Here is a 13407-nt window from a genome sequence, read left to right on the forward strand (position 1 = left end):
AGTAAATAGTGCAGTAGGTTTAGTAAGTGGAATAGGTCAAATCAACTCACTACACCTACTACACTTACTTCACGCTTTACACTATGAACCAGACCTATTCTACATACACCCCTAACGAACAGGCCGTGTGGCGGTTGCTGTTCGAGCGGCAGATGGCGCAGTTGCCGGGTAAGGCTAGTCAGGCTTATCTGGATGGCATTTCGGCAACGGGTTTTCGGGCCGACCGTATTCCTGATTTTGAACGGGATTTAAATCCACGTTTACAGCAACTTACGGGCTGGCGAGTGTGTGCGGTGGAGGGCCTGATTCCAAACCGGGCGTTTTTCGAACTGATGGCCAATCGGAATTTCCCGGCTACCACCTGGTTACGTCGGCACGACCAGTTGGAGTATCTGCCGGAGCCCGATATGTTTCATGATACGTTCGGGCATGTGCCCATGCTGTCGAATCAGGCGTTTTGTGATTTCCTGGAAGCTTTGAGTCAAATTGCCCTGCGCCATATTGAGAGTGAAGAAGCCATTGCCATGATCTCGCGGCTGTACTGGTATACCGTTGAATTTGGGCTTATTCAGGAAGGCAATCAGCTCCGAATCTATGGCGGAGGCATCTTATCGTCGGTAGGTGAAACGAGCTACAGCTTATTCAGCCCCGAACCAAAGCGGGTTCCGTATTCAGTGGAAACGCTTCTTAAAACGCCCTATATCATCGACCATTTCCAGAAGCAGTATTTCGTGATTGAGTCGTATGAGCAACTATTTCACTCGATTCCTGAAATCGAGGCCACCTTAGAAGGATTATTGGTCAGTTAACCAGATAGTCATTAGCTTCGCAGGATAAAACTGTAAAGCGTTGTCTTTTTTGTAAAAGCGATGTACGACCACGTTTGACAACGAATGACACCAAATGACTTTCCTAAATGACGCATCCATCCGATACGCGTGCTTATTTCTTTAAGATTGACACCACAATCAAGAAAATTAGAAATGCCCTTCAAAAGCAGTTCACTGATGCCGGTTTCGATCTGACCGTCGACCAATGGGTTGTGATCGATCATCTCTACCGAAATCCGGGAATCAGTCAGAATACGATTTCGGAAATGACGACCAAAGACGCCCCGACGGTAACGCGTATTATCGACCTGCTAAGTCAGAAAGGGTTAACCGAACGGCGCATGGCGGATACGGATCGACGAAAGTTTCTGGTTTATCTGACCGAAGCCGGTGAAGCTAAATACCATGAGGTATTACCTGTTGTATCGGCCATGCGACGCAAAGGCTGGGGCGATTTAAGCGACGATGATTACCAACATTTCGTGCGCATTATGGATTCCATTTATAGTAATATAAGTGAAGAATGAAGAGTGCAGAGTGATGAATAAAAATTGACACAGATTATTCATCACTCTACACTCTTCATTCTTCACTATACTAATCATGTACGGCATTTTCAGTTACGGCATTTCCAATCCCCGCGTCGGATTTAAGCACGGCCACTACATTCTTGACCTCGAAGTAGTGAGTCTGTTAGGTTATTTCGATGATCTCAAAATCGACGCAAGTGTATTTGCGCAACCGGTTCTGAACGACTTTATCGCGCTTGGCAAGCCAGTGCACCAGGCCATACGTCAACGTTTGAACGAGTTGCTGGAGAATGAGGCAGTAGCCTTTGCCGATGTTCACGATCAGGTTTTCATCCCTGAAACCCGCGCGCAAATGCACCTACCCGTACGCATTGGCGACTACACAGATTTTTATGCAGGCATCCATCATGCCGAAAATGTAGGGCGCATGTTCCGCCCGCAAGCCGATCCACTTCTGCCCAACTACAAACACATGCCCGTAGCTTATCACGGTCGGGCTTCCTCCATCGTTGTGTCAGGCACGCCCATCCGCCGACCAAACGGGCAATTTTTTCGGGCAGGCACACCTGTATTCGGACCATCGGAAGCCCTGGATTTTGAACTTGAGTTAGGGCTAATTATTGGTAAAAGTAATCCACTTGGCGAACCTATTCCGGTAGATGAAGCCGAAGACTATATTTTCGGAATTGCGCTGTTTAACGATTGGTCGGCGCGGGATATTCAACGCTGGGAGTACCAGCCACTGGGACCATTTCTGGGCAAAAATTTTGCATCGAGCTTATCTGCCTGGGTGTTGCCGTTCGATGAACTGGAACCGTTTCGTGTGGATGGCCCTATACAAGAGCCAGTCCCCCTACCTTACTTGCAAACATCTGATTCAAAACATTTTACGCTCGATCTGGAAGTTTGGCTACACCCTGCCGATGGTGAGAAAATCTGTATCTGTCGTTCCAACTCACACTATTTGTACTGGAGTTTCGCCCAGATGATTGCGCATCACACCGTTGGCGGCTGTAACCTCAACATTGGCGATGTGCTAGCCACCGGCACAATCTCTGGAAATACACCCGGTAGCTATGGTTCCCTGCTTGAACTAAGCTGGAATGGCGAACGGCCTCTACATCTATCAGAAACCACCAGCCGAACATTTCTTGCCAATGGCGACACAATTACTTTGAAAGGCTGGGGCTTTTTAAACGGCGCTCGTGTAGATTTGGGCGACGTAACCGGAACGATTTATCCATGATAACTATCAATCCCGCCGACTTAAAGCCCAACGAGTTTTATCGCTACATGATTAGCACCATTGGCCCGCGCCCGATTGCGTTTGCCAGTACGATCGACGCACAGGGCAATGTCAACCTGAGTCCCTTCAGTTTTTTCAATATGTTCAGTTATAACCCACCCACGCTGGTTTTCGCCCCAACGATAAACCGGCATGGACATAAAAAGCACACACTACTCAACCTGGAGGAAGTGGGTGAAGTGGTTATCAACGTGGTCAATTACCCAATGGTTGAGCAGGCTTCGCTGGCCAGTGCCGAGTTTGAACGGGGTGTCAACGAGTTTGAGAAAGCCGGATTTACAGCCGTTCCTTCCGAGCGGGTTCGCCCGCCGAGAGTGGCAGAATCACCGGCTTCGTATGAGTGTGTAGTGCGGCAGCTTATCAATACGAATTCCCCGTCAGATAAAGGTATAGACACACCCGGAACGGGTCATTTAGTAATCTGCGAAGTTGTGCTGGCTCATTTTCAGGAGTCTATTTTCAACGCCAACGGCGGTATTGACCAGGCTAGTGTTGATCTGGTTGGTCGGCTTGGTGGTGACTGGTACAGTCGGGCAAACGCCGATGCGTTGTTCGCTGTTGGACGGCCACAAATGGGAATGGGGATAGACCAAATTCCATCGGCTATTCGTAACAGTGCTATTTTAACGGGTAACGATCTGGGAAAATTAGGCAGTTGCGTCAACCTACCTACAACGGAGGAAGTGAATGCGTACCGAGCATCGGGCATCCTAAACGACTTATTTGATGAAGCCCGTAATGGGTGCCAGTACTTACCTGATTTGCTCCACCTCAGAGCAAAACAATTGCTTACTGAAAATAAGGTAAATGAAGCATGGCTGACGTTGCTGGCGGGGCAGTTGTAAAGCGGTTTAAACTTTCATTTTCTAGCTAGAATTGGGGTATTTTTTTGTCATCCCGACGTCAGGAGGGATCTCAAGCCTGACCAATCAGTAAGCTTGAGATCCCTCCTGACGTCGGGATGACAAAAAACGATTCAGTTTTAATAAACATTCAGAAAGTTTAAACCGCTTCAATATCAGCCTTTATTCACCCCGCATTACATCACGCAAAACTTCTCCAATTGCGTTAAGAGGTTTCTTGGCTTCATAATTCAACTCCATTGGAGTAATATGTTGTAGCGTCATAAAACTCCTGATAGTCAACAACGGTTAGCGAATGAACTCATCGGTGAAATGTTCTTTACGTTTCGGTTGAGCGAATTTTTCCGCATTATAATCGACTGAATTTCCACGCGGAATGGAAAGCGAGTGCCACTTTTCCCCACAAATCATCTTCCCGATAAAAACAATCTGACCAACATGATATGGATAGTGGGCCAATTGCCGGTTGATAGCCTCTAGTACAGAATGACCCATATTTCGAATGAAGATTTCTTTCTGTAAGTCCTCATCGGTTAGTGAATCAATAGCCGCCAATAAACAAGTCCACCCGGCATTCCATCTGGCCAGTAATTCAGCTCTTGTCGAAATGTCATTCTTAAACTCAGCATCACGACTCCGCCATTCTTTTTCGCCATCTGTTGTTAAGAAATCGGTCCAACGAGAGAGCATATTACCCCATAGGTGCTTTACAATGAGCGCAATGCTATTACTGTCTGGATTGTACTGCCAGAAAAGAGCATCATCGGGCACCTGGGCCATGGTCTTTTCACCAAGCAGTTTGTAATAGAGAAACTGCTTTTTTACGCTTTCCAGATAATCTGTACTCAGAGGCTTATTAGATGGCACATTCATCGTTTTGCATTAAATCAATCAGGACTGCAATTATCTACACGATATCAGCTTTTAGTATGCCCCGCCTTACATCACGCAAAAACTTCGTCAATTCTGTACTTGCACGCTTCAGTTGCGAAAATAGGTTTTTTGATTTCATAACTTGTATACGTCAATTTTCTATTGGAAAGTTCTTTAGATTCTAGTTTGACCCCTACAGGGTCGTATGTTTATAGAAATGCGTTGAGCTATAAACATACGACCCTGTAGGGGTCGAACAAAGGTCTCTTGCATTAATTTTTCAACGTTCACTGTACTAACTTTACTCTTCACCCAGATACTTCACCAAATCATCAATCGACTGAATGCCTAATTGCTTTGCCTGTTCCCTTCGCATCATCAGGCAATAACTGTTGTTAAAACCTAACGGCTTCAACCAATCTAATTTATACTTCTCCTGAAACTGCTGTCGCACAAATTGATACACCGAATCTGACTGCATAGGCAGATGCTGCAAAGTAGCGGCAGACGGTTGTAAAACAACCAGCAAACCGGTACCGGTGTATTCAGGGTAAAAATCAATGGCTCCCGTACGCAGCGCATCGAAGCAGATTTGCGTACCACCAAGACCTGTTTTCGTCACGACTCTTAACTGTGTTTGCCCTTCAATTAATTGCCGGTAAATCTCAGCCAGAATATACTGTTCTGTAAATACCTTCGATCCCATCACTACGGTTTCGGTTCGTTCACCCGGTTTCGGTGTAGTGTATAAACCGGCTTGCTTCAGAAATTCACGCGCTATGGCTTCGGGCGCTTCTTTTTTATAATCTGCCTGATAGTTCAGGGACGTCATTACCGAATCCGTTAGCTTGCCAGCCAGTTTATTCAGTGTTGGTCCAAGTTCGGGATGGCGATCCAATGCAACCTCTCGAACAACCGGAGCGGCACCATAGGGCGGGAACGCATGTCGATTGTCAGCCAGAACCAGTAAATCGAAGGCTTTTATCCGGCCATCTGTCGAATAACCGCTGATGATGTCCACCTGGCTCTGGTGAATAGCCTCGTACATTAAATTCTGATCAATTAACCGGGGACGAAGCTGAAGACCATATGTTTTCTGCAAACCGGGATAGCCATCGGCGCGACCATAAAACTCGTGCGCAAAGCCCGCAATTAACTTATCCTGCCGACCTGGCAACAAATAAAAAGCTGACAGAAACGGCACCAAAATCACAAAGGCGAGCGCCCCAACGCGAAGTTTCCGAAACGTCGGACCGTTAACTGATAATCGTTGCAATCGGGCCAGCCCAAAATCGAATCCAACCGCCAGTAAGGCAGCCGGAATAGCACCCGCCAGCATCATATTTACGTTACTGAGCGCAATCCCACTGAAAATAAACTCGCCTAATCCACCAGCCGCTACGTAGGCCGCCAGCGTTGCTACGCCCACATTGATGACCGTTGCGGTACGAACACCCGCAAAAATAACCGGTAGCGCAAGTGGCAATTCCACTTTGGTCAAAATCTGATTATCCGTCATACCAACACCCTTAGCCGCTTCTTTCACCAAGGGACTAACCTCCGTAATGCCGACATACGTATTCCGAATAATAGGCAACAGTGCATACAGAAATAAAGCCACCAACGCAGGACCAACGCCAATCCCCAACAATGGAATCAGAAAGCCTAATAGAGCGATGCTCGGCACCGTTTGTAAGACGCCAGCTACCCCCAGCACACTGCTTGCCAATTTGGTTCGTCTTGAAATCAGAATACCCAGTGGTACGCCAATCAGCAGCGCCAGTAGCAGCGAGACGAACGTCAGCCCAATGTGCGTTAACGTCTGCTCCAGCAGTTTATCGGCGTTTTGTCGTAGAAAGTCGAGCATCGTCTATTTTTTGCTTAAACACAGAGGAACGGAGGATTAACAGAGCGCACAAAGGTTTTCTCTAATTCTCTGAGTACTCTGTTAATCCTCCGTTCCTCTGTGTTTCATAAATCCAGAAAATCCCGAACGAAATCGTTGGCGGGTTGTTTCAGCAACTCATTTGGCGGGCCAATCTGCACGATTTTCCCTTTGTCCATCAACGCAATACGGTCGGCAAGTTCGAGGGCTTCGCTAACGTCGTGCGTTACGAGTACAACCGTTGTCTCCTTCAATTCATTTAAGCCAAATAATTCCCGACGGACATGTCGGCGCGTGAATGGGTCCAGGGCACCAAACGGCTCGTCCATGAGCACCACTGGCGGTTTGGCCGCCAATGCCCGGGCCAGACCAACCCGCTGGCGCTGACCACCGCTCAATTCGGAGGGATAACGATTCAGCACCGATTTAGGGAGCTGAAGCTTATCGATTAGCTCGCTGGTGCGCTTCTGGATCTCGGCTGGTTCCCAAGCAAGAAGTTTTGGTACGGTGGCGATGGCTTCGGCAATGGTATAATGCGGGAACAAGCCCCCATCCTGAATCACATAACCGATCTGTCGGCGGAGTTCAGGACCGGGTTGCTGTCCAACATCTACGCCCGCCACACGGATAGAACCGCCGGTGGGTTCGATCAGGCGGTTAATCATTTTGAGCGTAGTCGTTTTGCCGCAGCCGCTGGTTCCCAGCAACACAAGCGTTTCGCCCGGCCCCACGCTCAGCGAGACCCCGTCCACCGCCGTGTGCGACTCAAATCGTTTGGTCAGGTTTTGAATCTCGATCATTCGGTGATGGTAACACCCTTCCAGAAGGCTACCCGGTCTTTGATCTGGCTGGCGGCCGATTTAGGATCAGGATAATACCAGGCCGCGTCGGTGTTCGTTTTGCCATCTACCGTCAGCGAATAATACGAGGCCAGTCCTTTCCAGGGGCAGGTTGTATGCGTTTGACTGTCTGCCAGAAATTCAGGCTTCACGGATTCTTTCGGGAAATAGTGATTATTTTCGACTACAACAGTGTCGTTACTTTCGGCAATGGTTTGGCCGTTCCAAATGGCTTTCATAAGTTGGTAATTATAAAGATGTAAGATTGCTTAAAATCTGCCTAAATACTTTTTTGTCATTCCGACTTTAGGAGGAATCTCAAGCTTGACTACTACACAGCGTTGAGATTCCTCCTAAAGTCGGAATGACAAAAAGTACAACAAGATAACTAGACTCTTTGTCTTATTTCAGCACCTGTACCTCAATCACCGAACTATCGTACACTCGATGCGTGGCTTTCTGAAAGTCTTTTTCATCGGCTTTGAAGATGTTATCCACATAGGTCTGTGGATTACGGTCGATCAGTGGGAACCAGGTGCTTTGTACCTGAATCATTACCCGATGGCCTTTTTTGAAGGTGTGCAATACATCCTGCAACCGGAAGTTCACATCCGTCACTTCGCCCGGTTTAAAGGGTTCGGGCTTCTCAAATGAATTGCGAAACCGCCCCCGCATCACTTCTGAACGAACCATTTGTTGATAATTGCCGAGGGTAATATTCTTGTTCGGCATGTACGGGTGGTTCGGTTCATTGGGCGGATAGACGTCGATCAGTTTTACAACCCAATCGGCGTCGGTGCCGGTGGTACTGACTTTAAGTTTCGCCTTGATTTCGCCCCCTAGGGTCAGGTCGTCAGTCAGTACGTCGGTTTGAAAGGTCAGCACATCCGGCCGCCGACCCGCAAATCGCTGATCTTCCGACATGTAGTTGAATGGTGTAAAGCCCTGCGTAGTCGTAATGTCTTCGGTATAAGGTACCGGCTTCATCGGGTCACTCACAAATTCCGAGTACGCGTTGCCTGCCTGTTGCGCCAGTTTCCCAGTACTGGCTAAGAAAAACTGCATCGGTTGCGCATTGGCAGCGGGCCATTTATCGAACGTTTTCCATTCATTACGACCCGTATTGAACAGGTAAGCTTCGGGTAATCCAGTCTTGCCATCACCCGCGCCTTTCAGGAAGTGCGTAAAGAATTTTGCCTCGATGTTGCGCTGGTAAAAGGTGGCTACGCTGTCGCCAAAGTAGACATTGCTATGCAGCGTGTGTCCCGTCTCGTGCGACCAGCGACCGTGCCCGAACGGCCCCATTACCAGCGTGTTATACGTGCCCGGATTATTTTTCTCAACCGTTTTATAGATGTTCAGCGGGCCTGGTAAATCCTCCGCATCGAACCAGCCCCCAACCGTCATCATGGCGTGGTTGATGTTTTTGAGGTGCGGAATGATGCTTCGTTTCTGCCAGAATTCGTCGTAGTTCGGGTGGTTGACGGTTTCCTGCCAATAGAAATTATCCTTGTAGTATTTATCGACATTTTTGAGTGGGCCCAGATCTAATTGCCACTGAAAACCGTCCTTTGATTTTGTATTGATGAAGTCGTTGTTGTACCAGGCCTGCGTAGTAGGCTGCGGATGCTGAACGCCAAATACAGGGTACGTAAACAGATACGCCTGAATAAACGCACCGTTGTGGTGAAAATCGTCGAAGAAAAAATCGGAGATGGGCGCTTGTGGCGACGATGCTTTCAGGGCAGGGTGAGCCGCTACGGCACCGGCAATGGTGTAAAAACCAGGATAGCTAATGCCCCACTGCCCCACCCGACCATTGTTGTTCGGTATATTTTTAAGCAGCCACTCGATGGTGTCGTAGGTATCCGAACTCTCATCGACAAGGGTGGTGCTGGTAGGTTTCGTCACCTTCTTTTTACCCTTCGCTGCCACAACGGGTTGCTGGTCGGTTACGGTTGGGGTCATGTTCGTCCAGGTGCCTTCGGATGCCCACCGGCCCCGTACATCCTGGTACACGAAAATAAACTTGTCGCGCATGAGCGTTCCCGACGGGCCAACCTGTGCCGGATAGGTATCGGGCCCGTAAGGGGCCACACTGTAGCACGTCCGCTGCATCATGAACGGATATTTCGCAGTCGCTGACCCATCCTTCGGGGCGTAGACGGTTGTATGCAGTTTCGTGCCGTCGCGCATGGGGATTTTGTATTCCGTTTTCTGGTAATTATCCCGAACAAAGTTAGCGGTTGATGTGAGTTGTGCCTGAGCCGGAACGGTAATGACAAACGCGAGCAGTGCGTAGAGCCAGTATTTCATGGTGTTGCTAAGCTAAGAGAAATTGATAATCGTAAAGATAGCGATAGGACCGGTTGGGTCACCAACAAAAAAACGCCCGCTGGACGTGGGCGTTTTTTTGTTGGTGACTATATTTTGTGAAGCTTAGCTTATAGGTCGCGGGCTCTGACGTGGACAGGTTTTCCGTCACGTGAGACAACTAATGTTCGATCATCGCGTTTAGCTTTTTCAATAATATTTTTAATTGCTAACTGCGCACCTTTAAACAGCTTTTCCGTATCGGTCACTACACTAATTTGTTCCATATCCTTGAAGCCAAAACCAAATTGTATGATTAACAACAGAATAATCTAAACCATGCCCTTCTGCGACTAGTCGTAGTTCACTTAGTGAGTTATCAACGATAATCCAAGTATCGCAGATTGGTAGATACAAGTTAACAAGATTTTTTAAACTACGGTAATAACGCCGTTCGATTACCTCAGGAGGTATATCATGCCCACCCTGTTCAACTCTTGATTTTACCCTCTCCTTTGCCAGTTCAACCGAATCCAGACAGGAATACACAAGAGTGATTGTATAGCCAAGCGGTTTAACGCGCCGAATAAGCTGACTGTAAGAACGAGTTGATAATGTTGTTTCAAGCGCAAAATCTACTCGTTTCCCAATGAGGTAATCAATACGTTCCAGCATGATACGCCCAGCCTCAAAGGCAACTGACTCAACATTGAATGGTGATAAGCCACGAGCAATTTCATCCGCATTAACAAATTCCTTGCACTCAACTACTTCGGGTAACAAGGTATATGCGACAGACGTTTTTCCTGCGCCGTTACAACCAGCAAGAATATACAGATTCGGCATTGTCTCAATCGGTCTCTTCGAGCGTAAAGATATGCTCTACAGGTTTACCAAACACCTGTGCCAGTTTTAGTGACAAAATGGTTGACGGCACATATCGTCCCGTTTCAATCGAGTTAATTGTTTGTCGACTTACGCCAATGCGGTCGGCTAGGTCGGCCTGGGATAGGTTTTGTTCAGCCCGCTCTATTTTAAGTCGGTTTTTCATAGAGCCAATAGCGTATGATTATTTCGATAAATGAGCCACCGAAACCGAAGAATAAAGACCAGCAGAACCGTGAACATATTGTAGATCATGACGTTAAAAAAAGCGGTATCATAGACTGTCAAAATAGCAATTGCTAGAATGATATAGTTGGCATAAACACTCCATTGTAGAGCTTCCAGTCGTAGTTGGCTAATCATTTCATCTTCTACTTTCTCACGCGAAAAGGCGATCAATAATAACCCAACGATTACGCCAATTGCCGCTATTTCGTCAGTCAGATCCTGATTATCCATTAAGTGCGTTATCGAATTACCCGATGTTATCGTCATTGACTCACTTAGCCAGTTGGCAGTTAACCAGCTAATCTTAAAATCAGCGTACAAAGACGCCAAGCCCAGAATTGTTGACGGAACGAAAATCAACCAGCCAATCAGCCGGAAACGATGCGGGAAAAGCCATTTTGTCTTCATGAATATGTAAAGTTTATTTGACACATCAAACGTAAAGCTAGTTTTTCATTATGTCAAGCTTATTTTACATTTTTAACAAAAAAAATCCGAGCCTCAGTTGAGGCTCGGAGGTTGAATACATCGCTGGTACGGGTATTTACCCGTGCCTGTTTCGCAGAAATCAAAGCTTAAAAATACGATCCATCAGCACCCATTTCTCTCCCGGTTTCGCCATCGGCAACGCTTGCTGATAACCCCACATCAGGTTCTCCCATTCCTGAACGTTCGGGTTAGCGGCATCGGCAGCAGCTTTCGCTTCGAAGGAAAATGTCTCGTCGGTCTCCATAATCATAAACAGCCGATTACCGATGCGATAAAGCTGCATATCGGTTATGCCCGACTCGCGAATGCTGGCTTCAATTTCAGGCCGGAGCCGTTTGTGGTACTGTTCATATTCGGCAATCAGGGCCGGATCGTCTTTAAGATCAAGGGCAAGGCAATAGCGCATATCTGAACCGGGATTTTTAACCAGGATTTATGTGATTTTACTGACCGACTATGATTTTGTCTATCGAAACTAATCAAAGTCAGTCAGCAAAATCACATAAATCCTGGTTCAGACATTAAGGTACATACGTTTCCAACACCGTCATATCACCGTCCGGAATCAGCGTCAGGTTATTGACCGACGCCGGAATCAGCGCGCACTGGCCCATTTTAAGGGATAAGCTGTAGCCGCCCTGTGTTTCGATGGTTAGCCCACCCGCCACACAAATCAGAATCACAAACGAGTCGATGCGCGAGTAATCCTGCGCAACTTCTTCGTTGAAATTCAATACGTTGGTTATGAAATAATCACTTTTTACGGCGTTGACGCTCTCATTTAACTTTTTGTCGTACTGGGTTTTATAATGATCGTAATGATGGTAATTAATGGCATCGACGGCCAGTTCGGTATGGAGTTCGCGCTTCTGACCGGTGGTGGCATCCACACGATCGAAGTCATAAATTCGATAGGTTGTGTCGGAGGTTTGCTGGATTTCAGCAAGCAACAGGCCCTTCCCAATGTAGTGAACCCGACCGGCAGGCAGGAAGAATACATCGCCGGGTTTAGCCGTTTCGATATTCAACAGGTCCTGAATGGTATTGTCGGCTACGGCTTTTACGTACTCGTCTTTAGTAAGCTCGCGATTGAAACCCGAGTTGAGCTTTGCGCCTTCGTCGGCCTGCATGATGTACCACATCTCGGTTTTGCCGAAGCCGCTTTTCCGCTTTTTGGCCAGCTCATCGTCCGGGTGAACCTGAATCGAGAGGTCATCGTTGGCATCGATAAATTTCACCAATAGCGGAAACCGATTGCCGTACTGTTCATAGACGTGCTTCCCAACCAGTTCGCCTTTGGATTCCTCCACCAGCTCGTGCAACGATTTGCCTTGTAAACTGCCTGCGTTCACAATCGATACGTTGCCTTCTACATCGGAGACTTCCCAGGTTTCGCCACAGTTGGGCAATGGCGAGAAGTCTTTCTCCAGAATGGTTTTGATTTTCTGGCCTCCCCAGATTTTTTCTTTAAAAATGGTTTTGAACGTCAGCGGATATAGCATACAGGAAATTAACCGCACAAGCGGCTATGACTGATTGATGGATGAGGAAATTAACCGCCAAAGTACGGTATTTGTTGGTCAGGATGCCATCTGGCAATGAAGAAGCTATAAAAAATAGCTAAAAACTGGCAAGCAGGAAAACAGTTATCTTTGTAGTACCAAACGTAAATACCAGCATGACACCCCAGCAAACACAGCAGATTATTACGCATCTGCTCCCCTATCAACCTACCCGAATTGGCGTATTTGGTTCGTATGCACGAGGTGACAATAAGCCCGATAGCGATCTGGATCTGCTGGTAAACTTTGGGGTTCCAATGGACTTAATCAAACTTATGAACGTCTGGGACACCTTGGAAGATGCCTTAGGCGTTCACATTGATTTAGTGACCGAAAACGCACTTAAACGGTCGAATCCGCGTGTTCAGGAATCAATTGCCAGCGACTTACAGGTAATTTATGAAGTCTGATCTGGTTTATCTCGAACATATTGAAACCTGCCTAAACAGCATCATTAGCTACGTTGATGATCTTTCCGAAACGGATTTCATCCAACAATCCATGGTTCAGGATGCCTGTATTCGGCAGTTTGAGGTTATGGGAGAAGCAACGAAACGCTTATCAATGGCCTTTCGCGAGCGCTATCCTCATATCCCCTGGCGGCAGATGGCTGGTTTCAGAGATCGGCTTATTCATGATTACCTGAATGTTGATCTCACCTTAGTCTGGCAAACGGCAAAGTATACAGTGGTTGATCTATTGATAGAAGTAGAAACTTTGTTAGATAACCTTCGAAAACTAGAGGAGTAGTCATAATTTTCCGTGGTGTCAGATGGAAGCATCTGACACCACGGAAAATTATGA

General features: G+C 47.2%; 17 protein-coding genes. 6 read left to right on the forward strand and 11 right to left on the reverse strand.

Annotation, left to right across the window (positions count from 1 at the left end):
- Positions 1-83 precede the first annotated feature (83 nt).
- The 4 genes from phhA to ACYVGO_RS12360 all read left to right on the forward strand — a co-directional run bounded on the left by phhA (position 84) and on the right by ACYVGO_RS12360 (position 3511).
- A complete protein-coding gene (phhA, locus tag ACYVGO_RS12345; protein WP_460969530.1) occupies positions 84-809 on the forward strand; it encodes a phenylalanine 4-monooxygenase in 726 nt (241 codons plus the stop codon).
- Between the two features lie 107 nt (positions 810-916).
- A complete protein-coding gene (locus tag ACYVGO_RS12350; RefSeq protein WP_142771270.1) occupies positions 917-1357 on the forward strand; it encodes a MarR family winged helix-turn-helix transcriptional regulator in 441 nt (146 codons plus the stop codon).
- Between the two features lie 76 nt (positions 1358-1433).
- On the forward strand, positions 1434-2606 hold the full coding sequence (fahA, locus tag ACYVGO_RS12355; RefSeq protein ID WP_460969531.1) for a fumarylacetoacetase: 1173 nt from the start codon (positions 1434-1436) through the stop codon (positions 2604-2606).
- The gene (locus ACYVGO_RS12360) at positions 2603-3511 is read left to right on the forward strand and encodes a flavin reductase family protein (protein WP_460969532.1); all 909 of its coding nucleotides are present in this window, start codon (positions 2603-2605) and stop codon (positions 3509-3511) included. The genes fahA and ACYVGO_RS12360 overlap by 4 nt, the downstream gene beginning before the upstream one ends.
- 306 nt (positions 3512-3817) lie before the next feature.
- Here the strand turns inward: ACYVGO_RS12360 and ACYVGO_RS12365 are convergent, their stop codons facing one another.
- From ACYVGO_RS12365 to ACYVGO_RS12415, 11 genes are all read right to left on the reverse strand, one after another.
- Positions 3818-4402 (reverse strand): DUF1572 domain-containing protein, encoded by a 585-nt coding sequence (locus tag ACYVGO_RS12365; RefSeq protein ID WP_460969533.1) that lies wholly within the window; start codon positions 4400-4402, stop codon positions 3818-3820.
- 301 nt (positions 4403-4703) lie between these two features.
- Positions 4704-6269 carry an ABC transporter permease/substrate-binding protein gene (locus tag ACYVGO_RS12370; RefSeq protein WP_460969534.1) on the reverse strand — a complete coding sequence of 522 codons (1566 nt, stop codon included), beginning with the start codon at positions 6267-6269 and terminating at the stop codon, positions 4704-4706.
- Between the two features lie 104 nt (positions 6270-6373).
- The gene (locus ACYVGO_RS12375; RefSeq protein ID WP_460969535.1) at positions 6374-7087 is read right to left on the reverse strand and encodes an ABC transporter ATP-binding protein; all 714 of its coding nucleotides are present in this window, start codon (positions 7085-7087) and stop codon (positions 6374-6376) included.
- A complete protein-coding gene (locus ACYVGO_RS12380) occupies positions 7084-7365 on the reverse strand; it encodes a DUF427 domain-containing protein (RefSeq protein WP_460969536.1) in 282 nt (93 codons plus the stop codon). The genes ACYVGO_RS12375 and ACYVGO_RS12380 overlap by 4 nt, the downstream gene beginning before the upstream one ends.
- A gap of 163 nt (positions 7366-7528) precedes the next feature.
- The gene (locus ACYVGO_RS12385) at positions 7529-9442 is read right to left on the reverse strand and encodes a CocE/NonD family hydrolase (RefSeq protein ID WP_460969537.1); all 1914 of its coding nucleotides are present in this window, start codon (positions 9440-9442) and stop codon (positions 7529-7531) included.
- A 128-nt stretch (positions 9443-9570) separates the two neighbouring features.
- Positions 9571-9726, reverse strand: a complete 156-nt coding sequence (locus tag ACYVGO_RS12390) for a hypothetical protein (protein ID WP_460969538.1) — start codon at positions 9724-9726, stop codon at positions 9571-9573.
- The gene (locus ACYVGO_RS12395; protein WP_460969539.1) at positions 9713-10285 is read right to left on the reverse strand and encodes a zeta toxin family protein; all 573 of its coding nucleotides are present in this window, start codon (positions 10283-10285) and stop codon (positions 9713-9715) included. Before ACYVGO_RS12395 ends, ACYVGO_RS12390 begins: the two co-directional genes overlap by 14 nt.
- Before the next feature lie 4 nt (positions 10286-10289).
- On the reverse strand, positions 10290-10490 hold the full coding sequence (locus ACYVGO_RS12400; protein WP_460969540.1) for a helix-turn-helix transcriptional regulator: 201 nt from the start codon (positions 10488-10490) through the stop codon (positions 10290-10292).
- On the reverse strand, positions 10487-10960 hold the full coding sequence (locus tag ACYVGO_RS12405; RefSeq protein ID WP_460969541.1) for a hypothetical protein: 474 nt from the start codon (positions 10958-10960) through the stop codon (positions 10487-10489). Before ACYVGO_RS12405 ends, ACYVGO_RS12400 begins: the two co-directional genes overlap by 4 nt.
- Positions 10961-11120: 160 nt before the next feature.
- Positions 11121-11447: an L-rhamnose mutarotase gene (locus tag ACYVGO_RS12410; protein WP_111348004.1), complete on the reverse strand. Its 327-nt coding sequence runs from the start codon at positions 11445-11447 to the stop codon at positions 11121-11123.
- A gap of 115 nt (positions 11448-11562) precedes the next feature.
- On the reverse strand, positions 11563-12543 hold the full coding sequence (locus ACYVGO_RS12415) for a type I phosphomannose isomerase catalytic subunit (RefSeq protein ID WP_460969542.1): 981 nt from the start codon (positions 12541-12543) through the stop codon (positions 11563-11565).
- 176 nt (positions 12544-12719) lie between these two features.
- Here ACYVGO_RS12415 and ACYVGO_RS12420 point away from each other — a divergent pair, with 176 nt between their 5' ends.
- Positions 12720-13013: a nucleotidyltransferase family protein gene (locus tag ACYVGO_RS12420; RefSeq protein WP_142771258.1), complete on the forward strand. Its 294-nt coding sequence runs from the start codon at positions 12720-12722 to the stop codon at positions 13011-13013.
- The gene (locus ACYVGO_RS12425; RefSeq protein ID WP_460969543.1) at positions 13003-13353 is read left to right on the forward strand and encodes a HepT-like ribonuclease domain-containing protein; all 351 of its coding nucleotides are present in this window, start codon (positions 13003-13005) and stop codon (positions 13351-13353) included. The genes ACYVGO_RS12420 and ACYVGO_RS12425 overlap by 11 nt, the downstream gene beginning before the upstream one ends.
- Positions 13354-13407 lie beyond the last annotated feature (54 nt).

The organism is Spirosoma migulaei, from assembly GCF_054776855.1.

What these genes read in the sequence shown, in the direction of transcription:
- fahA (WP_460969531.1), top strand. Translation starts at nt 1,434, where the DNA reads ATGTACGGCATTTTCAGTTACGGCATTTCCAATCCCCGCGTCGGATTT.
- phhA (WP_460969530.1), top strand. Translation starts at nt 84, where the DNA reads ATGAACCAGACCTATTCTACATACACCCCTAACGAACAGGCCGTGTGG.
- ACYVGO_RS12415 (WP_460969542.1), bottom strand. Translation starts at nt 12,543, where the DNA reads ATGCTATATCCGCTGACGTTCAAAACCATTTTTAAAGAAAAAATCTGG.
- ACYVGO_RS12375 (WP_460969535.1), bottom strand. Translation starts at nt 7,087, where the DNA reads ATGATCGAGATTCAAAACCTGACCAAACGATTTGAGTCGCACACGGCG.
- ACYVGO_RS12365 (WP_460969533.1), bottom strand. Translation starts at nt 4,402, where the DNA reads ATGAATGTGCCATCTAATAAGCCTCTGAGTACAGATTATCTGGAAAGC.
- ACYVGO_RS12360 (WP_460969532.1), top strand. Translation starts at nt 2,603, where the DNA reads ATGATAACTATCAATCCCGCCGACTTAAAGCCCAACGAGTTTTATCGC.
- ACYVGO_RS12410 (WP_111348004.1), bottom strand. Translation starts at nt 11,447, where the DNA reads ATGCGCTATTGCCTTGCCCTTGATCTTAAAGACGATCCGGCCCTGATT.
- ACYVGO_RS12400 (WP_460969540.1), bottom strand. Translation starts at nt 10,490, where the DNA reads ATGAAAAACCGACTTAAAATAGAGCGGGCTGAACAAAACCTATCCCAG.
- ACYVGO_RS12370 (WP_460969534.1), bottom strand. Translation starts at nt 6,269, where the DNA reads ATGCTCGACTTTCTACGACAAAACGCCGATAAACTGCTGGAGCAGACG.
- ACYVGO_RS12385 (WP_460969537.1), bottom strand. Translation starts at nt 9,442, where the DNA reads ATGAAATACTGGCTCTACGCACTGCTCGCGTTTGTCATTACCGTTCCG.
- ACYVGO_RS12350 (WP_142771270.1), top strand. Translation starts at nt 917, where the DNA reads ATGACGCATCCATCCGATACGCGTGCTTATTTCTTTAAGATTGACACC.
- ACYVGO_RS12390 (WP_460969538.1), bottom strand. Translation starts at nt 9,726, where the DNA reads ATGGAACAAATTAGTGTAGTGACCGATACGGAAAAGCTGTTTAAAGGT.
- ACYVGO_RS12380 (WP_460969536.1), bottom strand. Translation starts at nt 7,365, where the DNA reads ATGAAAGCCATTTGGAACGGCCAAACCATTGCCGAAAGTAACGACACT.
- ACYVGO_RS12405 (WP_460969541.1), bottom strand. Translation starts at nt 10,960, where the DNA reads ATGAAGACAAAATGGCTTTTCCCGCATCGTTTCCGGCTGATTGGCTGG.
- ACYVGO_RS12420 (WP_142771258.1), top strand. Translation starts at nt 12,720, where the DNA reads ATGACACCCCAGCAAACACAGCAGATTATTACGCATCTGCTCCCCTAT.
- ACYVGO_RS12425 (WP_460969543.1), top strand. Translation starts at nt 13,003, where the DNA reads ATGAAGTCTGATCTGGTTTATCTCGAACATATTGAAACCTGCCTAAAC.
- ACYVGO_RS12395 (WP_460969539.1), bottom strand. Translation starts at nt 10,285, where the DNA reads ATGCCGAATCTGTATATTCTTGCTGGTTGTAACGGCGCAGGAAAAACG.